The sequence below is a fragment of the Paraburkholderia tropica genome, from assembly GCF_014171495.1.
Classification (GTDB): Bacteria; Pseudomonadota; Gammaproteobacteria; order Burkholderiales; family Burkholderiaceae; genus Paraburkholderia; species Paraburkholderia tropica.
The window spans coordinates 1,278,142-1,299,771 of sequence record NZ_CP049135.1 but is presented as its reverse complement, the minus strand read 5'-3'; the positions used below and the strand labels follow the sequence as shown (position 1 = coordinate 1,299,771).

At 66.8% G+C, this 21,630-nt stretch carries 18 protein-coding genes; 11 read left to right on the top strand and 7 right to left on the bottom strand.

All coding sequences use genetic code 11. The features are described from left to right. The first annotated feature begins 38 nt into the window (after positions 1 to 38). Positions 39 to 1,529, top strand: coding sequence for an aldehyde dehydrogenase (locus G5S35_RS20595; protein WP_065066068.1), 1,491 nt, complete (start codon positions 39 to 41; stop codon positions 1,527 to 1,529). A gap of 76 nt (positions 1,530 to 1,605) precedes the next feature. Further along, positions 1,606 to 2,568 carry an agmatinase gene (speB, locus tag G5S35_RS20590; protein ID WP_183038925.1) on the top strand — a complete coding sequence of 321 codons (963 nt, stop codon included), beginning with the start codon at positions 1,606 to 1,608 and terminating at the stop codon, positions 2,566 to 2,568. Between the two features lie 25 nt (positions 2,569 to 2,593). On the opposite strand, the gene G5S35_RS20585 is transcribed toward speB, so the two are convergent. Beyond that, positions 2,594 to 3,046 carry a MarR family winged helix-turn-helix transcriptional regulator gene (locus tag G5S35_RS20585; protein ID WP_074981386.1) on the bottom strand — a complete coding sequence of 151 codons (453 nt, stop codon included), beginning with the start codon at positions 3,044 to 3,046 and terminating at the stop codon, positions 2,594 to 2,596. 338 nt (positions 3,047 to 3,384) lie between these two features. Between G5S35_RS20585 and G5S35_RS20580 the strand changes: the two genes are divergently transcribed. The 5 genes from G5S35_RS20580 to G5S35_RS20560 all read left to right on the top strand — a co-directional run bounded on the left by G5S35_RS20580 (position 3,385) and on the right by G5S35_RS20560 (position 10,491). Further along, the gene (locus G5S35_RS20580) at positions 3,385 to 4,875 is read left to right on the top strand and encodes a DHA2 family efflux MFS transporter permease subunit (protein ID WP_065057715.1); all 1,491 of its coding nucleotides are present in this window, start codon (positions 3,385 to 3,387) and stop codon (positions 4,873 to 4,875) included. A gap of 116 nt (positions 4,876 to 4,991) precedes the next feature. After that, positions 4,992 to 5,933: an AEC family transporter gene (locus tag G5S35_RS20575; RefSeq protein ID WP_110325882.1), complete on the top strand. Its 942-nt coding sequence runs from the start codon at positions 4,992 to 4,994 to the stop codon at positions 5,931 to 5,933. 79 nt (positions 5,934 to 6,012) lie between these two features. Further along, the gene (locus tag G5S35_RS20570; protein ID WP_065057560.1) at positions 6,013 to 6,210 is read left to right on the top strand and encodes a glycine zipper 2TM domain-containing protein; all 198 of its coding nucleotides are present in this window, start codon (positions 6,013 to 6,015) and stop codon (positions 6,208 to 6,210) included. A 301-nt stretch (positions 6,211 to 6,511) separates the two neighbouring features. After that, positions 6,512 to 8,134 carry an arginine/agmatine antiporter gene (gene adiC / locus G5S35_RS20565; protein WP_183038924.1) on the top strand — a complete coding sequence of 541 codons (1,623 nt, stop codon included), beginning with the start codon at positions 6,512 to 6,514 and terminating at the stop codon, positions 8,132 to 8,134. Continuing rightward, entirely contained in the window at positions 8,131 to 10,491 is a 2,361-nt protein-coding gene (locus tag G5S35_RS20560; protein ID WP_183038923.1) for an Orn/Lys/Arg family decarboxylase, read from the top strand. The genes adiC and G5S35_RS20560 overlap by 4 nt, the downstream gene beginning before the upstream one ends. A 104-nt stretch (positions 10,492 to 10,595) precedes the next feature. On the opposite strand, the gene G5S35_RS20555 is transcribed toward G5S35_RS20560, so the two are convergent. The 3 genes from G5S35_RS20555 to G5S35_RS20545 all read right to left on the bottom strand — a co-directional run bounded on the left by G5S35_RS20555 (position 10,596) and on the right by G5S35_RS20545 (position 13,844). Next, positions 10,596 to 11,441: a carbohydrate ABC transporter permease gene (locus G5S35_RS20555; RefSeq protein ID WP_065057562.1), complete on the bottom strand. Its 846-nt coding sequence runs from the start codon at positions 11,439 to 11,441 to the stop codon at positions 10,596 to 10,598. Beyond that, entirely contained in the window at positions 11,438 to 12,343 is a 906-nt protein-coding gene (locus G5S35_RS20550; protein WP_183038922.1) for a carbohydrate ABC transporter permease, read from the bottom strand. Before G5S35_RS20550 ends, G5S35_RS20555 begins: the two co-directional genes overlap by 4 nt. Before the next feature lie 268 nt (positions 12,344 to 12,611). Next, entirely contained in the window at positions 12,612 to 13,844 is a 1,233-nt protein-coding gene (locus tag G5S35_RS20545; RefSeq protein WP_065057564.1) for an ABC transporter substrate-binding protein, read from the bottom strand. 351 nt (positions 13,845 to 14,195) lie between these two features. On the opposite strand from G5S35_RS20545, the gene G5S35_RS20540 reads away from it, so the two are divergent. The 3 genes from G5S35_RS20540 to G5S35_RS20530 all read left to right on the top strand — a co-directional run bounded on the left by G5S35_RS20540 (position 14,196) and on the right by G5S35_RS20530 (position 17,047). Next, positions 14,196 to 14,969: an SDR family oxidoreductase gene (locus tag G5S35_RS20540; RefSeq protein ID WP_065057565.1), complete on the top strand. Its 774-nt coding sequence runs from the start codon at positions 14,196 to 14,198 to the stop codon at positions 14,967 to 14,969. A 79-nt stretch (positions 14,970 to 15,048) separates the two neighbouring features. Beyond that, positions 15,049 to 16,113, top strand: a complete 1,065-nt coding sequence (locus tag G5S35_RS20535; RefSeq protein WP_065057566.1) for an ABC transporter ATP-binding protein — start codon at positions 15,049 to 15,051, stop codon at positions 16,111 to 16,113. Positions 16,114 to 16,174: 61 nt separating this feature from the next. Continuing rightward, positions 16,175 to 17,047 carry a MurR/RpiR family transcriptional regulator gene (locus tag G5S35_RS20530; protein WP_183038921.1) on the top strand — a complete coding sequence of 291 codons (873 nt, stop codon included), beginning with the start codon at positions 16,175 to 16,177 and terminating at the stop codon, positions 17,045 to 17,047. Between the two features lie 14 nt (positions 17,048 to 17,061). Here the strand turns inward: G5S35_RS20530 and G5S35_RS20525 are convergent, their stop codons facing one another. The 3 genes from G5S35_RS20525 to G5S35_RS20515 all read right to left on the bottom strand — a co-directional run bounded on the left by G5S35_RS20525 (position 17,062) and on the right by G5S35_RS20515 (position 20,340). After that, a complete protein-coding gene (locus tag G5S35_RS20525) occupies positions 17,062 to 18,510 on the bottom strand; it encodes a cytochrome P450 (protein WP_183038920.1) in 1,449 nt (482 codons plus the stop codon). 148 nt (positions 18,511 to 18,658) lie between these two features. Then, entirely contained in the window at positions 18,659 to 19,510 is an 852-nt protein-coding gene (locus tag G5S35_RS20520) for an IclR family transcriptional regulator (RefSeq protein WP_176079676.1), read from the bottom strand. A gap of 2 nt (positions 19,511 to 19,512) precedes the next feature. After that, on the bottom strand, positions 19,513 to 20,340 hold the full coding sequence (locus tag G5S35_RS20515) for an IclR family transcriptional regulator (protein WP_237181386.1): 828 nt from the start codon (positions 20,338 to 20,340) through the stop codon (positions 19,513 to 19,515). Positions 20,341 to 20,586: 246 nt separating this feature from the next. Here G5S35_RS20515 and G5S35_RS20510 point away from each other — a divergent pair, with 246 nt between their 5' ends. After that, a complete protein-coding gene (locus tag G5S35_RS20510) occupies positions 20,587 to 21,546 on the top strand; it encodes an MBL fold metallo-hydrolase (protein ID WP_065057571.1) in 960 nt (319 codons plus the stop codon). The last annotated feature ends 84 nt before the right edge of the window (positions 21,547 to 21,630 follow it).

Here is a 21,630-nt window from a genome sequence, read left to right as displayed (position 1 = left end):
GGCATGCCGGGCGAATCGTCATTTATTGAGGCATCCTGATGGAAAAGAAAACTCTCGCTTACTGGCAGGACAAGGCCGCGACGCTGTCGATCGAAGGCCGGGCATTTATCGACGGCGCGTATCGCGACGCGTACTCGGGACGCAGCTTCGACTGCGTGAGCCCGATCGACGGCCGCGTGCTCGCGAGCGTGGCCGACTGCGGCGCCGCCGATGTCGACGCGGCGGTGGCGGCCGCGCGCCGCGCTTTCGACGAAGGCGTGTGGGCCGGGCTCAATCCGCGCGCGCGCAAGGCCGTGCTGCAGCGCTGGGCGGCGCTGATGCGCGAGCACCAGGACGAACTCGCGCTGCTCGAAACGCTCGACGCGGGCAAGCCGATCGGCGACACCACCACGGTGGACGTGCCGGGCGCCGCCTATTGCGTGGAGTGGTTCGCCGAAGCCATCGACAAGGTGGGCGGCGAAGTCGTGCCCGCCGATCATCATCTCGTCGGCCTCGTCACGCGCGAGCCGATCGGCGTGGTGGCGGCCGTGGTGCCGTGGAATTTCCCGATCCTGATGGCGTCGTGGAAATTCGGCCCGGCGCTCGCGGCGGGCAACAGCGTGGTGCTCAAGCCTTCGGAAAAATCGCCGCTCACGGCCATTCGCGTGGCGCAACTCGCGCACGAAGCGGGCATCCCGGCGGGCGTGTTCAACGTGCTGCCGGGCGGCGGCGAACCGGGCAAGCTGCTCGGCCTGCATCGCGACGTGGACTGCATTGCGTTCACCGGTTCCACCAACGTCGGCAAGCAGATCATGCAGTACGCGGGCCAGTCGAATCTCAAGCGCGTGTGGCTCGAACTGGGCGGCAAGTCGCCGAACATCGTGCTGCCCGATTGCCCCGATCTCGACCGCGCGGCCAACGCGGCGGCGGGCGCGATCTTCTACAACATGGGCGAGATGTGTACGGCGGGTTCGCGTCTGCTCGTGCATCGCGATATCAAGGACGTGTTCCTCGCGAAGCTCGTGGAAGCGGCGAAGTCGTACAAGCCTGGCAATCCTCTCGACCCGGACGTGTCGATGGGCGCGATCGTCGACAAGATTCAGCTCGATCGCGTGCTGAGCTATATCGAAGCGGGCCGCAAGGACTCGAAGCTGCTCTACGGCGGCGAGCGCGTGAACGAGTCGAGCGGCGGCTTCTATGTGGAGCCGACCGTGTTCGACACGCATCACGACGCGCGTATCGCGCGTGAGGAAATCTTCGGGCCGGTGTTGTCGGTGATTACGTTCAGTACGATCGACGAAGCCGTGCGTATCGCCAACGACAGCGACTACGGCCTCGCGGCCGCCGTGTGGACTGCGAATCTCACGAACGCGCACGAGATCGCACGACGCCTGCGCGCGGGTACGGTGTGGGTGAACTGCTATGACGAAGGCGGCGACATGAACTTCCCGTTCGGCGGCTTCAAGGAGTCGGGCAACGGACGCGACAAGTCGCTGCATGCGCTGGAGAAGTACACCGAGCTGAAGTCCACGCTCGTGCGACTGCGTTAAGCGTCTGCGTCAAGCGTGAGCGCGGCGGCGCGCGCCGCCGCGTTCTTCATTCTCGGCTCCACGACAAGGGCATTGCATGACGGCCACGCTCCACGGTGACGGCGCCATTCGCCGCGACTCGCTGCACGGTTCTTCGATCGAAAACACCTATGCGGGCGTGCTGTCGTTCATGCGCCGCAAGTACACGCGCGATCTCGACGGCGTGGACGTGGCGATCAGCGGCGTGCCGCTCGATCTGGCCACGACGTTCCGCTCGGGCGCGCGGCTCGGTCCGGCGGCGGTGCGCGCGGCGAGCGTGCAACTGGCGGAACTGCATCCGTATCCGTGGGGTTTCGATCCGTTCGAGACGCTGGCCGTGACCGATTACGGCGACTGCTGGTTCGACGCGCACAATCCGCTGACCATCAAACCCGCCATCGTCGAGCATGCGCGCGCGATCCTGCGCTCGGGCGCGAAGATGCTCACGTTCGGCGGCGATCACTTCATCACGTATCCGCTGCTGATCGCGCATGCGGAAAAGTACGGCAAGCCGCTGTCGCTGATTCACTTCGACGCGCATTGCGACACCTGGCCCGACGACGCGCCCGACAGCCTCAATCACGGCACGATGTTCTACAAGGCCGTGAAAGAAGGGCTGATCGATCCGCAGACTTCGGTGCAAGTGGGCATTCGCACGTGGAACGACGACTTTCTCGGCATCAACGTGCTCGACGCCGCGTGGGTGCACGAGCACGGTCCGCGCGCGGCGCGCGAACGCATTCTGGAGATCGTGGGCGAGCGGCCCGCGTATCTGACCTTCGATATCGATTGTCTCGATCCGGCGTTCGCGCCGGGCACGGGCACGCCGGTGGCGGGCGGGCTGTCGTCGGCGCAGGCGCTGGCGATCGTGCGCGGCCTGGAGGCGCTGAATCTCGTGGGCGCGGATGTAGTGGAGGTCGCGCCCGCCTACGATCAGAGCGAGATCACGGCGCTCGCCGCCGCGCATCTCGCGTGCGATCTGCTGTGCCTGTGGCGGCAGCGCAAAATCGCGGGGCGCTGAGGGTTGTGAGACCTGTCGGGAGCGTCTAGCGCTCGACCAATGCGCTCAGATTGCCCCGCACGCGCTGGAGCATGTTGCTGAACTGCTCCGCTTCTTCGGGTGTGAAGCCCGCCAGGGCTTCGTCCTGCACTTCGTCGCCCACGCGGCGCGCGGCGGACAGCACGCCTTCCGCTTTGGGCGTGAGGCTCGCGAGCAATTCGCGGCGATCGTCGGGATTGGGCGTGCGCACGACCCAGCCCGCTTCTTCCATGCGTTCCAGCAATCGGCCCGCCGAAATGGGCGCCACTTCCAGCTGCTCCGCCAGACTCGCCTGATTCATCGCGCCATAGTGCGCGAGGTACGCGATCATGCGGCACTGCGCGCGCGTGAGATCGAGCGACGACTTCGCCAGCTCGTCGTAACGTTTGCCGTACAGCCGGCCCACATCGACGATCAAGAAGCCAAAGCGTTTTTCGAGGTCGGTAGTGTCGGTAGTCATGGCGCGATTATACGGGCGCGCCGTGGGCAGCCCCGCGCGCGGCGGCCGGCGCGGGCGAGGCGCACCCACGCCGCCCACGACGTGCATCGACCCTCTTTATCCGCGCCCGTCACTATTGTTCCCGATTGCGCCGGCGTTTCGGATTCGTATAATAAGCAGGCTTATTATTTCTGTTCGACCTGACCCGACCGCTTACGTACCCGCTCACCCACGCACCCGAACGGCTCACGATGACCGCTGTTACGCAGGACGGCGCCGCCGCGTCGCGTCCGGCGCCGCCGCACGACGACGCGCCGCGCAAGGACGCGCCCCATACGGAAGCGCCATTGAATCGCGGCATGATCACGCTCTCGATCATGCTGGCGACGCTGATGCAGACGCTCGACAGCACGATCGCCAACGTCGCGCTGCCACATATGCAGGGCACGCTCTCGGCCTCGCAGGACGAGATCACGTGGGTGCTCACGTCGTACATCGTGGCGGCGGCCATCGCCACGCCGCTCACGGGCTGGCTCGCCGACCGGTACGGCGTGAAGAAGCTGCTGGGCGTGGCGATCGCGGGCTTCACGCTGGCGTCGGCGCTGTGCGGGTTCTCGGAAACGCTCGGCGAAATCGTGCTTTCGCGCCTGTTGCAGGGCATTTTCGGCGCGTCGCTCGTGCCGCTTTCGCAGTCGATTCTTCTCGACATCAATCCGCGCGAGCGCCAGGGCCAGGCCATGGCCGTGTGGGGCATGGGCGTGATGGTCGGGCCGGTGCTCGGGCCCACGCTCGGCGGCTGGCTCACGGACAGCTACAACTGGCGCTGGGTGTTCTTCATCAACGTGCCGATCGGCGCGTTCGCGCTGTTCGGCGTCTCGACCTTCCTGCCCGCGCGCGAGCCGCTGCGCGAATCGCGCTTCGATCTGTTCGGCTTCGCCACGCTCGCGCTCGCCATCGGCGCATTGCAGGCGATGCTCGACCGCGGCGAGCAACTCGACTGGTTCGGCTCGCTGGAGATCCGCATCGAGGCGCTGCTCGCGGTGCTGGCGTTCGCGTTCTTCATCGTGCATACGGCGTCGTCCGGGCCGACGACGTTCTTCCGCTACCAGTTGCTCAAGGACCGCAATTTCGCCACCGGCACGTTCTTCATTTTCGTGATCGGCGCGGTGCTCTACGCCACGCGCGCGCTGCTGCCGCCGATGCTGCAGAACCTGATGGGCTATCCGGTCGCCACCACCGGCCTCGTCACCGCACCGAGCGGCGCGGGCACGATGATCGCCATGCTGATCGCGGGGCGCATGCTCAAGCACGTCGACGCGCGCGCGATGCTGCTGTTCGGCTTCGTGGTGTCGGCGTATGCGCTCTGGCAGATGATGCAGTACACCATCGTGCTGTCCGCGTCCGATATCGTCTGGCCCGGCGTGGTGCAGGGCTTCGGTCTCGGCTTCGTGTTCGTGCCGCTGTCGGCGCTCACGTTCTCCACGCTCACGCCGCAACTGCGCGCCGACGGCACGGCCACGTACAGCCTGATGCGCAACATCGGCAGCAGTATCGGCATCTCGATCGTGCAGACTTTCGTCACGCGCGGCACGCAGGTCGCGCATTCGGATCTCGCCGCCAACATCACGCCGTTCAACCCCGCGGTGCAGCCGATGCTCGAAGCCGGATCGCGCTACGATCTCGCGGTGCTGAACCAGTCGATCACGCAGCAGGCGACCATGATTGCGTATCTGAACGACTTCAAGATGATGTTCGTCGCCACGCTGCTGGTGATTCCGCTGCTGGTGTTCATCCGGCCTTCCTCGCACGCCGCGGGCGCCGCCGAGGCGAACCACGCGGCCATGGACTGAGACGGATTTGCCGATGCACTGAACCCGTCTCGCCGCTTCTTTTTCCGTTTCACCCCGTCGTGCGCGCGGCCCGGTCCGCGCGCGATGCTTTTTGCCGCTCCATTTAGCGAACTCCGATGCTCTCCGCTGTTTCCATCCTGCTGCCCGTCTTTGGCCTCATCTTCGCGGGCTTCGCCTGCCGCCGCTTCGGCGTGCTCGGCCCCGCCGCCGCCTCCGAACTGAACCGCTTCGTCGTCTGGCTTGCGCTGCCCGCGCTGCTGTTCGACATCCTCGCGCACGCCACCTGGCATGAACTCTTCCAGCCGGGGTTCGTGGCCGCGTTCGGCATCGCGGGCCTCGCGGTGTTCGCGGGCGTGGTCGCGGTGCGCCTGTTCCTCGGCCGCCCGCTCGCCGACGCGAGTATCGACGGCCTCGCCGCCGCCTATCCGAACACCGGTTACGTGGGCTTTCCGCTCTGCATGATCGCGTTCGGGCCGTCGAGCCTCACGCCCACTACCATCGCGACGATCCTCGTGGTGTGCGTGCTGTTCGCCATCGCCATCGTGCTGATCGAAACGGGGCTGCAAAGCGAGCGCCGTCCGCACCGTCTGCTGATCAAGGTGGTGCGCTCGCTCATGCGCAATCCGCTGCTGGTCGCGCCCGCGCTGGGCGCGCTGATGTCCGGCCTGCACGTGACGATGCCCGCGAGCGCCGAAACCTTCCTCAAGCTGCTCGGCGGCGCGGCGAGCCCGTGCGCGCTGGTGAGCCTCGGCCTGTTCCTTGCCGAGCGCCGCGCGAAAAGCGATGCGCCGAAGGAGTCGTCGTGGTGGCTCACGCTCTCGAAGCTGGTGGCGCAGCCCGCGCTCACGTGGCTGCTCGCCGACCGCGTGTTCGGCCTTTCGCCGCAACTGGTGGAGACGGCCGTGCTGCTCGCCGCGCTGCCGACCGGCACGGGTCCGTTCATGCTCGCGGAGTATTACAAGCGCGAGGCGCACGTGACCGGGCGCACGATCCTGCATTCGACGCTCGGCTCGCTCGTCACGCTCACGCTGATCCTGCTGCATCTGCATCACGGCTGACGGTCGCGCTCCGGGACGATTCAGCCTGCGAATGCGGCACGCGGTTTGCTGACCGATAGCCGTCAGCATCGATCAGGAGATGACGATGAAGCGGCTTTCTCGCAGCGGCGCGGCGCTCGCGCTCCTCGTTCTCATGGCGCTCGGCAGCAGCGCCTGCACGCTCGGCGGCGCGGCCGCGGGCGGCTATGTCGGCAACAAGGCGACGAACGGCAGTGCCGTCGGCACGGTCGGCGGTGCGGTCGCGGGCGGCGTGATCGGGCACGAACTCGGCAAGTAGTCACGCGGCCCCGCGCACCGTGAACGCACGCTAGAACGCGCCGTGCGTTCGCCGTCGCTCGCGGCGTTCCGCGCTACGCCGGACAAAATTGGGATGAATTGATTTAAGGCAGGAAGTCGCGTAATGCACGCGATTCCTGACCTGAATCGCTCTGTTTTCCTTCTTCGTCAGACTATTCTTCCTACCTGTTCGAAGCCGTAATCCGGCGGTTTCGCACAGGCGGCGAGGCGTCGCGCCGACGCGTCTCGCCAGGTTGTCATCGCAGCCCACACGGCTGCATCACACCTGTTCGGGAGAGCGCATGTCTGATGCGACACCTTCCGGCACCGCCCTCACACAGGGCGGCGCCGCGAGCGGCAATGAGCGCGATGCGGAGGGCAAGGGGGCGCCGAAGATCGGCGTCGTGGCCGCCACGCTCATGGTGGCCGGCAACATGATGGGCTCGGGCGTCTTCATGCTGCCCGCCAATCTCGCCGCCACGGGCGGCATTTCCATTTTCGGCTGGCTGATCACGGTGGTGGGCGCGGTGTCGCTCGGGCTCGTGTTCGCCAAACTGGCCGCCATCGAGCCGCTCGCGGGCGGCCCCTATGCCTACGCGCGCAAATCGTTCGGCAACTACGTCGGCTACCAGACCAACCTGATCTACTGGCTCGCCAACGTGCTCGGCAACACCGGGCTCGCGGTCGCGGGCCTCGGCTATCTCACGCACTTTTTTCCTTCGCTGCGCGACCCGCTCACGTTCGCCGCCGCGCAGATCTTCGTGATCTGGCTGCTGACCTACGCGAACATTCTCGGGCCGCAGGTGGTCGCGCGCGTGCAGTCGGTCACGACGATCGTCGCGCTGATTCCGATCGTCGGCATGGCGGTGTTCGGCTGGTTCTGGTTCAGCGGCGCGGTCTACATGTCGGGCTGGAACGTGAGCGGCGGCAACGCGTTCAGCGCGATCGGCTCGACGCTGAACTTCACGCTGTGGGCGTTCATCGGCGTGGAAAGCGCCTCGGTGTCCACGGCCGTGGTGGCCAATCCGCAGCGCAACGTGCCGATCGCGACCGTGGGCGGCGTGGTGATCGCGGCCGTGTGCTACGTGCTCAGCTCGACCGTCATCATGGGGATGATCCCGAACAAGGCGCTGATCGCCTCGAACGCGCCGTTCGCGGACGCCGCACGCGTCGCGCTCGGCAGCACGGCGGCGAACGCGGTCGCGCTGTGCGCGGCGCTCGGCTGCCTCGGCTCGCTCGGCGGCTGGACGCTGCTGGTCGGCCAGACCGCGAAAGCGGCCGCCGACGACGGTCTGTTCGGCAACGTCTTCGCCCGCGTGAATGCGAAGAACGTGCCCTCGGCGGGGCTCGCCATCGTCGCGACGATCATGACCGTGCAGGTGCTCGCGACCATGTCGCCGAACGCGAGCGAGCAGTTCGGCAAGATCGCGTCGATCGCCGTGATCATGACGCTGCTGCCGTACATCTATTCGTGCATCGCGATCAAGGTGCTCGGCTACGGGAAGATGTCGCCGCATCAGTTCTCGTTCTACACGGTCGTCGGGCTGATCGGCGCGGTCTACGCGCTCTGGGCGATGGTCGGCTCGGACGGCCAGCAGACGCGCTGGTCGCTGATCTTCGTGATCGCGACGGTGGTGTTCTACGAGTTGTCGCTGAATCGCCAGCGCGAGATCACTGAAAAGCATCTGCATCCCGGCGGGCGCGTGCCCGGCTGGGTGCGTTACATGTCGTTCGGCGTCGCCGTGGTGGCGCTCGTCGCGACCTTCTGGATGTCGGTGGGCCGCGATCGCGGCCTCACGCTGCGGCCGCGCGTGCCGCTGCCGGGCGTCGCGAGCGCGCCGGTGGCGACGGTTGCGCCAGCCGCGTCGCCGACGCCGTCCGCCACGCCCGCCACGCCTTCCACGAACTCGGAGAATGCTTCATGAGCACTGTGACCCCGCTACACGCGTCGCGCCGCCTCGGCATGCGCGCGCTCTTCGTCCATCCGCAGATCGAGGCCGCCACGGCCAACGGCCGCGCCGCGCGCGCGCTGATCGAGGAACTGCGCGAGCGTCTCGTCGACGTGGTGACGGCCGCGAGCGCCGACGACGCCGTCGCCGTGATCGGCGCCGATCCGGGCGTGCAGTGTCTGCTGCTCGACTGGGAACTCGGCACGGCCGCCGGCGACGCCGACGCCGGTTCGCACGCCAGCGCGCACGCCGCCGCGCGCACGGTGCTCGACGCGCTGCGCGCGCGCAACGCGACGCTGCCCGTGTTCCTGCTCGCGGATCGCACGAGCGCGGCCGGCGTGCCCGTCGAAGCGATGCGCCAGGCCGACGACTTCATCTGGATGCTCGAGGACACCACGTCGTTCATCGGCGGGCGCGTCGTCGCGGCCATCGAGCGTTACCGCGAAACCGTGCTGCCGCCGATGTTCGGCGCGCTCGCGCGCTTCTCGCGCGTCTATGAATATTCGTGGCACACGCCCGGCCACACGGGCGGCACGGCCTTCCTCAAGTCGACGGTCGGGCGCGCGTTCTTCGAGTTCTTCGGCGAGCAGTTGTTTCGCTCCGACCTGTCGATCTCGGTGGGCGAACTGGGTTCGCTGCTCGATCACAGCGGGCCGATCGGCGCGAGCGAGAAGTACGCCGCGCGCGTGTTCGGCGCGCATCGCAGCTATCACGTGACCAACGGCTCGTCGACCTCGAACCGCGTGATCGTGATGGCGAGCGTGACGCGCAACGAAGTCGCGCTGTGCGACCGCAACTGCCACAAGTCCGTCGAGCACGCGATGACGCTCGCGGGCGCGATTCCCACGTATCTCGTGCCGTCGCGCAACCGTTACGGCATCATCGGGCCGATCATGCCCGAGCGGCTCACGAAAGCGGCGATACGGCTCGCCATCGAGCAGAATCCGCTGGTGAAGGGGCGCCCCGAGGTGAAGCCGAAGCCGGTGCACGCGCTCATCACCAACTCGACTTACGACGGCCTCTGCTACAACGTCGCGCGCGTGGAAGCGCTGCTCGGCGAGAGCGTGGACCGCCTGCATTTCGACGAAGCGTGGTACGGCTACGCGCGTTTCAATCCGCTTTATCGCGAGCGCTACGCGATGCACGGCGACCCCGCCGAGCACGACGCGAGCCGCCCGACCGTGTTCGCCACGCAATCGACGCACAAGCTGCTCGCCGCGCTCTCGCAGGCCTCGTTCATTCACGTGCGCAACGGGCGCAGCGCGATTGGCCACGCGCGCTTCAACGAATCGTTCATGATGCACGCGTCGACCTCGCCGCAATACGCGATCATCGCGTCGAACGACGTGAGCGCCGCGATGATGGACGGCCCCGGCGGCATCGCGCTGACGACCGACGCGATGCGCGAGGCGATCGGCTTTCGTCAGATGCTCGCGCGTCTCGCCGCCGGTTTCGACGATCGCGACGACTGGTTCTTCCACGTCTGGCAGCCCGGCTCCGTGGTGGACCGGCAGAGCGCGCGCCGCTACGCCTTTCACGACGCGCCCGAAGCGCTGCTGTTGCAGGACCCGTCGTGCTGGGTGCTGCATCCGGAGGACGACTGGCACGGTTTCGGCCGCATCGAGGACGGCTACTGCATGCTCGATCCGATCAAGGTGTCGATCGTGACGCCGGGCGTGGCGCCGCACGGCGGGCTGTTGCCGGTGGGCATTCCGGCCAGCGTGGTGACGGCGTATCTGGATCGCCAGGGCGTGGTGGTCGAAAAGACCGCGGACTTCACGATCCTGTTCCTGTTTTCGATCGGCGTGACCAAAGGCAAGTGGGGCACGCTTGTGAACACGCTGCTCGACTTCAAGCGCGACTACGACGCGAACGCGCCGCTCGAACACGTGCTGCCCGAACTCGTCGAACAGCATCCGCAGCGCTATGCGGGCATCGGGCTGCGCGAACTGTGCGACCGCATGTTCGCGGCGATGCGCGATCTGCGCACGACCGAGCTGCTCGCGCAGGCGTTTTCCACGCTGCCGCATCCCGATTGCAGTCCCGCCGAAGCGTACGAGCGGCTCGTCCACAACGACATCGAAACGCTCGAACTCGCGCGCATGGAAGGACGCACGGTGGCGACCGGCGTGGTGCCGTATCCGCCCGGCATTCCGCTGCTGATGCCCGGCGAAAATGCCGGCGACGCCGATGGGCCGTTCCTCGGCTATCTGAAGGCGCTCGAAGCGTTCGACCGGCGGTTTCCGGGCTTCGCGCACGATACGCACGGCGTGGAAGCCGAAGACGGCGTGTACCGTATCGCGTGTCTGAAGAAGGGCGCGCCGGACGCTTGAGGGCGCTTGCGTTGCACCTTCGTCGCGCAAAAAAAAACGGGCCGATCGCGAGATCGGCCCATGGTGTTTTGTTGAGCGAGCGCGGCGAACGACGCCCTGCCAGCCTATTTGACCGCGCCGAGCGCGAGCCCCTTCACCATATAACGCTGAAGCCACGCGAACACCACCGACACCGGTAGCGTCGCCGCGAGCGTGGCGGCCATCACCAGTTCCCATTCGACCGTGTACTTGCCCGCGACCATGTCGGTGACCTGCACGGTCAGCGTCTTGTTCTCGGGCGAGCGGATCAGCGTGTAGACCACGGCGAACTCGTTCCACGCGCTGATGAACGTGAAGATCGCCGTGACCACCACCGCCGGAATCGCGAGCGGCAGGAACACGCGGAACACCGCGCCCGTGCGGCTCGATCCTTCGAGCCACGCCGATTCTTCGAGATCGCGCGGCACGGTCTGGAAATACGACGACAGCATCCACACCGCGAAGGCGATATTGAACGCCGCATACGAGACGATCACGCCGAGCTTCGAATCGACGAGATTGCCGTCGCCGTACGGAATCATTGCGGCGAGGCGGAACAGGCCCACCACCAGCAGGATCGGCGAGAGCATCTGCGTGACCAGCAGGAACTGGCGATACGCGCCGCGTCCGCGAAACGGAAAGCGCGCGAGCGCGTAGGCGGCGGGCAGGCTCACCGCGAGCGCGAGCGCCGTGGAGAGGAACGAGATCACGATGCTGTTGCGCAGCGCGACGCCGAAGTTCGCGGCCTGCCACATATCGACGTAATTTTCCCAGCGCCAATGCTGCGGCAGCCAGCGCGCCGGGTAGACGAACACTTCGTTGGCGGGCTTGAACGACGTAAAGAACATCACCGCGAACGGGAACAGCACGGCGACCACCAGCGGCGAAAGCGCGAGCCAGCACCAGAGCGAGCGTTTGAGCTTGCGGTTCATGCGAGGTCTCCTTGCGCGCCGCCGCGTTTGGCCTGCACGCGCAGATACGCCACCGAAAACGCGAACAGGATCACGAGCATGATGAGCGACACCGCCGCCGCTTCGCCCGGACGCCCGAGCCGGAAGCCGAGTTCGTAGAGATAGGTGACGAGGATGTGCGTGCTGTCGTCGGGACCGCCTTGCGTCATCACCCAGATGATCGGAAACGAATTGAACACGTAGATCACGTTGAGCAGGATCGCCATGTTGATGAAGGGCTTGAGCAGCGGCAGCGTGAGCAGGCGGAACTGCTGCCAGGCGCTCGCGCCGTCGATGCGCGCGGCTTCGTAGATGTCGCCCGGCACCGAGGACAAGCCGCCGAGAAAGATCGTGGTGGTGAACGGAATCGACACCAGAATGCCGACGGCGATTTCCACCGGAAACGCGTACTCGGGCGTGGCGAGCCAGTGAATCGGCCCGGCGATCAGGCCGAGCTTTTGCAGCGTGACGTTGACCATGCCGTAGTCGTCGTTGAAGGCCCAGCGCCACACCACGGCGGTCATGGTGAGCGACACCGACCACGGCAGCATGACGATCGTGCGCGCGATGCCGCGCCCGTAGAAGTCCTGATTCAGCACGAGCGCGACCGGCACGGAGATCGCCACCGTGCCCACCACGACGCAGAAGGTCCAGATGATGGTGTTTTTCAGCGCGGTCAGGAACACGGGGTCGCCGAACACGTTGAGGAAGTTCTGCAAGCCGCTGAAGTCGCGGATCTGGCCGAAGCGCGACACGTCGTGCAGCGACTGCCAGACGATATTGAAGATCGGATAGCTGATGATGAACAGCGCGAGCGCGAGGCTCGGCACGATCAGCAGCCAGGGCGCGCGGGGCGCGGAAACGTTGCGGGCGGCGCGGTTCATGCTGGGGCTTTGGCGTGCGCGTGTGGGGTCGGGGGCAGCGCCGTCCGCCGGAGCGGCTGGCGGTGTCGGCTTCAGGGGACCCGTGGTCATGTCGTGAGGCGTCCGGTCGGTCGATGAAACAGCGTGAAGCAGGATGACGCAAGCGGCGCGACGCGTAGCGGTGCTGCGGGCTACGCGTCGCGCCGGTTCGGGCCGGTTCGTGCCGGTTCGGGCCGGTTCGTGCCGCAAGCGCACGCCGCGGCGTGCCGCCTGCTGACGTAACGCCCGCTTACTTGCCGAGCGACTTGTTCGCTTCGGTCGCGGCCTGGTTCAGCGCGTCGGCGGGCTTGGCCTTGCCGAGATAGATCGACTGCATCGCGTTGGTCACGGCCTTGGCGGTGTCTTCCCAGCCCGTCACGGTGGGCGCGAACTTCGCGTGCGGCAGCAACGCGACGAAGGCCTTCGTGTCCGGATCCTGGAACGCCGGGTCGCTTGCTTCGGCCTTGGTCGTCGGCAGGAAGCCTTCGGTGCTCGTGAACTCCACGCGCGGCTGCTTCGTGAACAGGAAGTCGAGGAACTTCCAGGCGCTCTTCTTCACCTTCGAGTTCTTGAACATCATGATCGAGTCGGTGACCGCGTAGGTGGCCGGCGCGGTCGCGACCGGAATCGGGTCGATGCCGTACTTGATGTTCGGCGCTTCCTTCTTCAGCTGCTTGGCGAGGAACGGCGCGGAGATCATCATCGCCACGCGGCCCTGCTTGAAGAGGTTCTGCACGTCTTCGCGGCTGTATCCCGTAACGCCCGGCTCGGTCAGACCTTCGTCGATCATGGTCTTGTAGAGCGTGGCGGCCTTCACGCCGGCGGCCGAATTGAACGCGGCCTTGTTGTCCTTGCCCACCACGTCGCCGCCGTGCGTCCACAGCGCGTAGTAGAAGTACACGTCGGTTTCGATTTCCTTGCCTTGCAGACCGAAGCCCGCGATGCCCTTCGCCTTGAGCTTCTTCGAGGCGTCGATTACGTCGTTCCAGGTCTTCGGGCCGTTCGGATAGCCGACCGACGCGAGCATGTCCTTGTTGTAGTAGAGCGCGCGCGCCGAGGCCGCGATCGGCAGGCCGTAGATCTTGCCGTTGATCTCGCCCGGCGCGAGGAACGGACCGATGAAGCGGCCCTTGAAGTTCGCGTCCATGTACGGATCGAGCGGCTCGGCGATGTCGTCCTTCACGAAGTCGAGTAGCCAGCGCGTGCCGATGATCGCGAGGTCGGCGTTGGCGCCGCCGGAAATGTCGGTCTGAAGTTTCTGTTGCAGCGAGTCCCAGTTCACGTCTTCGATCTTGATGGTCGTGCCGGGATTGGCGGCCTCGAACTGCTTGGCCATTTTCTCGAAGTACGGCGCGGTGGCGTCGCTGTAGTGCGCGACGGTCACGCGCACCGTGTCGGCGTGCGCCGCGACGGCGATGCCGGCGAACGCGAGCGCGGCGGCCAGCTTGCCGAGCGTGAGGGTTGCACGTTGCTGAAACGACATTCTGACTCTCCTATGTGGTCTTCCTGTTTTATTGCACCGACTGCCGCCGCCTGGATGGGCGCGTTTTTTTGCTGCCTGTTTTTTGTGCCAGTTGCCTTGTTTGAAAAAATCCTACAGGATGAAAAAAACGTTGTCACCTGGGAAACGCGATATTGTTTTCTGCTCCTGAATTTGCCTAACATGCCGTAAAACATGGGGGAAATCATGCAGTGCACTATGTGGGACGCCTGCGTGTAAACCCGCAACGGATCGCATGCCAAACGATATTTAACGTGCGTCTGTTGGAAATTTACAGGCCCGCTGGCGCGCACGCCGGCGGGCTTTTTCAGTCGATACGCGGAGAGTTCGAACATGAGCCGGGTAGTGCTGGTGACGGGCGCGAGCGGCGGCATCGGCCGTGCGCTGTGCAAGCGATTTCTCGACGACGGCGACACCGTGCTCGCGCTCGACCGCGACGCGGCGGGCGTGCAGCAACTCGCCGACGAATTCGGCGCGCAACGGCTGGAGGCGCTGGCCGCCGACGTGAGCGATCCGCTCGCGATGGCCGACGCCGTGGCGCGCGGCGTGGCGGCGCGCGGTCCGGTCGACGTGGCGGTCGCCAATGCGGGCGGCGCGCTCGGCACGACGCTCGCGCATACCGATGCGGCGAGCTGGCGGCGCGACGTCGACCTCAATCTCAACGGCACCTACAACACGATCGAAACCGTGCGCACCGCGATGATCGAACGCAAGCGCGGCGTGCTGGTGCTGATCGGCTCCGTGAACGGACTGAGCGCGCTCGGGCATCCCGCGTACAGCGCCGCGAAGGCGGGCCTCGTGAGCTACACGAAGGCGCTCGCGATGGAGTTGGGGCCGCACGGCATCCGCGCCAACATCGTGTGTCCGGGCACCGTGAAGACGCCCGCGTGGCGCGCGCGCGTGGAGCAGCATCCGGCCATCTTCGAACAACTGAGCAAGTGGTATCCGCTCGGCGATGTGGCCGAACCCGCCGATATCGCCGACGCCGTGCATTTTCTGGCGTCGCCGCAAGCGCGCGTGATTACCGGCGTGGCCTTGCCGGTGGATGCGGGCCTCATGGCGGGCAACCGGCTGATGGCGAACGAGCTGACGCTCGATCCGTTCTGAGCCGCAGAAAAGCCGCTAAAACAAGCAGGAAAACACACGCAAGCAGCGATAACAGCACACGACAGCACACGAGGACAGCATGGCAGCGGTACAACTGAACGGCATCTACAAGCGCTACGGCGACACGCAGGTCGTGCACGGCGTCGACCTCGACATCGAGGACGGCGAGTTCGTCGTGCTGGTCGGACCGTCGGGCTGCGGCAAGACCACCTTGATGCGCATGATCGCGGGTCTCGAAGATATTTCGGGCGGCGACCTCACGATCGGCGGCACGCGCGCGAACGCGCTGCCGCCGCAGCAGCGCAACATCTCGATGGTGTTCCAGAGCTACGCGCTCTATCCGCATCTTTCGGTGTACGACAACATCGCGTTCGGCCCGCGCATCCGCAAGGAACGCGAGGACGGCTTCAAGCCGCGCATCGAAGCCGCCGCGAAGATGCTCAATCTCTCGAACTATCTCGACCGCCTGCCGCGCGCGTTGTCGGGCGGTCAGCGCCAGCGCGTGGCGATGGGCCGCGCCGTGGTGCGCGAGCCGTCGCTGTTCCTGTTCGACGAACCGCTCTCGAATCTCGACGCCAAGCTGCGCGTGCAGATGCGCACCGAAATCAAGGCGCTGCATCAGCGGCTGCGCAACACGGTCGTCTACGTCACGCACGACCAGATCGAAGCGATGACGATGGCCGACCGCATCGTCGTGATGAACTCGGGGCGTATCGAGCAGATCGGCCGCCCGCTCGATCTTTACGACAAGCCCGGCAATCTGTTCGTGGCGAGCTTTCTCGGTTCGCCGTCGATGAACTTCGTGGCGGGCAGCGTGATGAACGACGCGCGCGGCACGGCGCTCGTGCTCGACGACGGCGTGCGCATCGCGCTGCCCGAAGGCCGCGCGCAGGCGGGCGCGCGCGTGACGCTGGGGATTCGCCCCGAGCATGTGGAGGCCAACGCGGGCGAGGTGCCGTTCAGCGTCGAGGTGATCGAGCCGACTGGCGCGGAAACGCACTTGTACGGGAAAATAGGCGGCCAGTCATGGTGCGTCACGACCCGCGCGCGTCCCGGCATCGAACCGGGCCAGCGCATGACGCTCGGTCTGCCTCTCGCGCATCTGCATCTGTTCGACACCGAAAGCGGCAAGCGTCTCGATTGAAGCATTGAACCCGGGCGTCGGGCGTCTCGCATCTTCCACGGTTCAACCCACGGAACATAGCTTGCCGGTCTCCAACCTGATCCATCACATCCGCAACGTGGCGGAGTCGCTGCGGCCCGCCGAACGCAAGGTCGCGGAGATGGTGCTCGCCGACATCGACTTCGCGATGCGCGCGAGCATCACCGAACTCGCGTTGCGCGCGGACGTCTCCGAGCCTTCGGTCACGCGTTTTTGCCGCGCGGTGGGCGCGCACGGGCTGCGCGACTTCAAGATGCGGCTCGCGCAGAGCGCGGCGGGCGGCGTGCCGTTTTCCGCCGCCGACGACGCGGCGAACGGCGAGCCCGCGCCAATCGGCTCGTTGCTCGACAAGGTCGCCGACGCCGTGGTGCAGGGCGTGATGCACGCGCGCGCCTCGCTCGATCCGGCCGTGTTCGAGGCGGCGGTGGCGGCGCTCGGCAGCGCGCGGCGGGTGTATTTCTTCGGCGTGGGCGCGGGTTCGGGGCTGGTCGCGAACGACGCGGCGCTGCGTTTCCTGCGTCTGGACGTGGCCGCGAGCGCGTTCACCGACGCGCATTTGCAGCGCCTTTATGCCGGTTTGCTCGAACCCGGCGACGTCGCTTTCGCGATCTCGCAGTCGGGCCGCAGCGTGGAAGTGAACGAGAGCATTCAGATCGCCAAGGAGCGCGGCGCGACCACCATCGCGCTGACGAACGCGGGTTCGCGGCTCGCGTGGGTGGTCGACATTCCGCTGCTGCTGCGCGTGCCGGCCGCCGACGAGCCGCACGCGCCGGGCGTGCCGCGCATCGCGCATCTCACGGTGATCGACGCGCTCGCGCTGGGCGTCTCGCTCGGGCTCGGACCGACGACGCTCGCCAAGATGCGCGACGCGCAGGCGCGCAGCGACTCGGACAGCGCGGGCGAAGTGAAGGCGTAACGCGCGCTGAAGTGCTAGCGCACGCGCTTGCGCAGCTTCACCGGCATCGTGTCCGGCACCATCGTGAACGCCGACACCTCTTTGATCTGCTCTGGATCGATGGCCAGCTCGATTTCGAATTCGTTCATCAGCATCGAGAGCGCGAGGCGCATTTCCACCGTCGCGAGATGGCGTCCGGGGCACACGCGCGGACCCGCGCCGAATTGCAGATACGCACGCACGTCATGTGCGCCATGCGCGCCTTCGCGCGGCGCGTCGTGCTCGCCCTTGCGCATCCAGCGCCACGGATCGTAGCGCTGCGGATCGACGAAATTTTTCTCGTCGATCATCGCGGGCCGCGCGACGAAGAACATGCGCGTGCCTTTGGGCAGCGCGACGTTGTCGACCACCACGTCTTCGAGCGGTTCGAACGAATGCACGGCGGCGACCGGCCGCAGACGCGTCGCTTCGATGGCGATCGCTTCGAAGATGTCGAGGTCCTTGAGCGTGGCGTAGTCGGGGCACACGGGCGCGTCGCCGAGTACGCGATGCGCTTCCTCGCCCAGATGCGTCTGCAACGCGGCGTCGGCGGCCAGATAGGGCAGCGTCCACGCGATCGAATCGGCGGTCGTGTCCTCGCCCGCGAGCAGCAGCGTGAGCACGTTGGCGCGAATCTGCGCATCGGAAATCGGCTCGCCGTCGTGTTGTTGCTGCACGAGCATCGCTTCGAGCAGGTTGCGCGGCAGTTCGGACGGCTCGTCGCGCATGCGCGTGCGAGCGCGCGCCATCATCGAGTCGATGTAGCGGTGTACTTCCGCGAGCGAGTGATCGAGCTTGCGGTCGGCGGGCAGCTTGAACACGCGCCAGTATGGAAACAGCGCGTTGATGCGGCCCATCACGGCGGGCAGGATGCGTTCGAGATGCTCCTGAATCACGCCGTGATCCTGATCGAGCGTGCGCGGGTCTTCGCCGAACGCGAGCGCGCTCGTCACGTCCACCGTGTAGCGCTTGAGGTCGTCGGTCATCTCGACGGTCTCGCCGCGCTCGGCCGCGCGCAGCCAGCGCGTGCGCAGACGCTGCGTGATCTCCGCGAGCGTCGGATAGAACGCCTTGATGTTGGGGATCGAAAGCGCCTGCATCACGAGCCGCCGATGCGATTCCCACTGCACGCCTTCGGAGGAAAAGAGCCCGTTCGCGCCCATTTCGTCGAACACGCTTTCGATCGGCGAATAGCGGCGATAGCGGTGCGGGCGCTCGCGCATGATCGACTGGATCAGTTCGGTGTCGGTCCAGATCGTGATGGGGATGCTGCTGACCTGAAAGCGATACGGCGTGCCGAGTTCTTCGGCCCAGCGTTCGAGGATCTGGTGCAGCCGCGTGGGTTCGAGTTGCAGCAGGTTGCCGATCAGCGGCAGGCCGCGCGGGCAGGGCAGGTCGGCGACCTGGCGCAGCGCGGTGGCGGAACCGGTGGAGGCGGTGCTCATGGGGCTGTCCTTGTGATGGGGCCGCCGTGCCTGCCGATATCTGTCGACGCGTATCGGCACGGATTTGCGCGGATTGGCGCGTCGACACACCGGATCGGGGCGCGTGGCGGCGCCAGGCGTTGCGCGTGAATCGTCTGATGGAAGCCGATTATAGCGGCGCGGCCGCCGCGCCCGCCACGTAGCCGAAGCGCCGCGAGAGGCGCTCGGCAGCCGCCATCAGCAGGGACGCGCAGGCGCCGTCGCGGCCGGTATCGAGGTGGCCCGACGGCCCCATCAGCGCGAGTACGAGGCAGACGCTGCCGGTGTGATCGAAGACCGGCGCGGCCACGGTGCTGATGCCGGGAATCGGCTTGTCGAGCGCGGTGTCGAGCCCTTGCGCGCGGATCGCGGCGAGGCGTTCGACGTAGGCGGCGTTCGCGTTCGCCGCATTGGCCGTGTTCGCGGACGGCGTCGCGCCCGCGAGGCGCAGGCCGTCCTGCGCGAGCAGCGCGGCGCGCACGTCGTCGTCGAACCAGGCGGCGAACACGCGGCCGATCGCCGTGTTGACGATCGACATGACGGTGCCGGGCCGCAGGCTCACGTGCAACGGCCGCGTGGATTCTTCGAGCCGCACGACGGTCGGGCCGAGCGGGCCTTGCACCGCGAGCGCGACGCTCATGCCGGTCGCGGCGGCGAGGCCGACGAGTTCGGCGTCGGCTTCGCGCACCGGCGAAAGGCGCGCGAGACCCAGCAGGCCCAGTTCGAGGCTCAGCGGCCCCGCGCCGTAGCGGCCCGCTTCGTCGCGTTCGAGCAGACCGGTTTTCAGCAGGCTCACGAGGTGCGGAAAGGCCTTCGCGCTCGGCATGCCCGCCGCCGCCGCGAGGTCGCGCAGCGCGAGCGGTTCGCCCGCCGCGACGAGCGCGGCCAGCAGCTCGCCGGTGGCGTCGAGCGCCTGGATGCCGCGTTGCGGTTTGTCGGCGGTGTCGGTCTGGACGGGCGGCGTAGGGTCGGACTTCGGCATGGTCAATTCGATGTCGATGAAAACGCGGCGCGCGCAATGGCGCCGCCGGCCTCGCGCAGCGCGCGCACGAGTGCGCCGTCGGGCCGCACGTCGAGCGCGCCGCTCGCGCCGATCGCCGTGAGCGTGAGACGCAGCGTGCCCGCGGCGTCGAGCACCGGCACGCAGACGCTGCTCACGCCGGGGCTCGGGGCGTCGATGCCCAGTTCGAAGCCGCGCGCGCGGATCGTGTCGAGCGCGGCGGCGAAGGCCGCGTCCTCGCGCGGCGCGGCGTCGGGCGCATTCGAGGTGCCGCGCCAGACCGGCTGCGACGTCTGGTTGGCCCACATCGCGTGCAATGCGGCGTCGTCGAGATACGCGCAGAACACGCGGCCCGTGGACGTGGCCGGCAGCGACATCACCGTGCCCACGTGCAGATTCACGTGCAGCGGCAGGCTCGCATGCTCGTAGCGCACGATGGTCGGTCCCTGAGGTCCGGCGATGCAGATCGCCACGCTGCAGTTGTGCGCCTGCGCGAGCGCCGCCGCGTGCCGCACGGCTTCACGCAGCGCGGGCTGCTGCGCGAGATGCAGCAGGCCGAGGCGCAGCGCGAGCGGACCGGCTTCGTAGCGGCCCGAGAGCGCGTCGCGCTTGATCAGGCCGAGGCGCGTGAGGCTCACCAGATAGGCGTGCGCCTGGCTCGACGGAATGTCCGCGCCGGCCGCGAGATCGCTGGGCGCGAGCGGCACGCGCGCGTCGGCGAGCATGCGCAGCAGGCGCGCGCCCACTTCCACGCTCTGAATGCCGCGCTGCGTTTTCGCGCCTTCCGTGTCGGCGTTGCGAGGGGTCTTCACGCGTTGTCCCGGGCTGAAAAAGGGTCCATGTTAACCGAAGCGCGCGCGATTTCCCGCCGATCGCCTGCGCGGGCGAAGCGGCGCAAAGCGCGACTGTCGGCGCGATCCAGAAATTAGCAAATAGCGATAGTATTCGCTATTGACAAATAAAAATCGCTGGACGATCATGGCCTCACCCCGGCAGAACAGCGGATCAATCAAACGAGACAGGGCGACACCCCCCGCCCCTACAAACGGAGACTCACGATGGCAAAGGCGTTCGCATCCCAGGCCGACCTCGAAGAGAAGCAGGTCACGTTCACGCAGCTCTCTGAAAACGCATACGCCTACACCACCGAAGGCGACCCGAATTCGGGCGTGATCATCGGCGACGACGGCGTGCTGATCGTCGATACCACGGCCACGCCCGCCATGGCGCAGGACCTCATCGCGAAGATCCGCAGCGTCACCGACAAGCCCATCAAATATGTCGTGCTCTCGCACTATCACGCGGTGCGCGTGCTGGGCGCGTCGGCGTATTTCAAGGAAGGCGCGCAGCAGATCATCGCGAGCCGCGGCACGTACGAGATGATCGTCGAGCGCGGCGAACAGGACATGAAGTCGGAGATCGAGCGCTTTCCGCGTCTGTTCGCGGGCGTCGAAACCGTGCCGGGCCTCACGTGGCCCACGCTCGTGTTCGAGAAGGAAATCACGCTGTTCCTCGGCAAGCTCGAAGTGAAGATCGCGCATCTGGGTTCGGGCCACACGAAGGGCGACACCGTGGTCTGGCTGCCGCAGCAAAAGGTGCTGTTCTCCGGCGATCTCGTGGAATACGACGCGGCCTGTTATTGCGGCGATGCGCAACTCGCCGACTGGCCCGCCACGCTCGAAGCGCTGCGCGCGCTGGGCGCGCAAAAGCTCGTGCCGGGCCGCGGCCCCGCGCTGCTCAATCCCGCCGACGTGAACAAGGGCCTCGATTACACGAAGGATTTCGTTTCCACGCTGCTCGCGCAGGGCCGCAAGGCGGTCGAACGCCAGCTCGATCTCAAGCAGTCGATGGCGCTCACGCGCGAGGCGATGGACCCGAAGTTCGGCCACGTCTTCATCTACGAACACTGCCTGCCGTTCGACGTCTCGCGCGCGTACGACGAAGCGAGCGGCATCACGCATCCGCGCATCTGGACCGCGCAGCGCGACAAGGAAATGTGGGACGCGTTGCAGGATTGAGCGGGCGATGAGCAGGGCGCGCGCGTCGCCGGGTGCATGCATGCAGGCACGCGCGCGCTGAATGCCGCTAAAGGCATGGTGGAG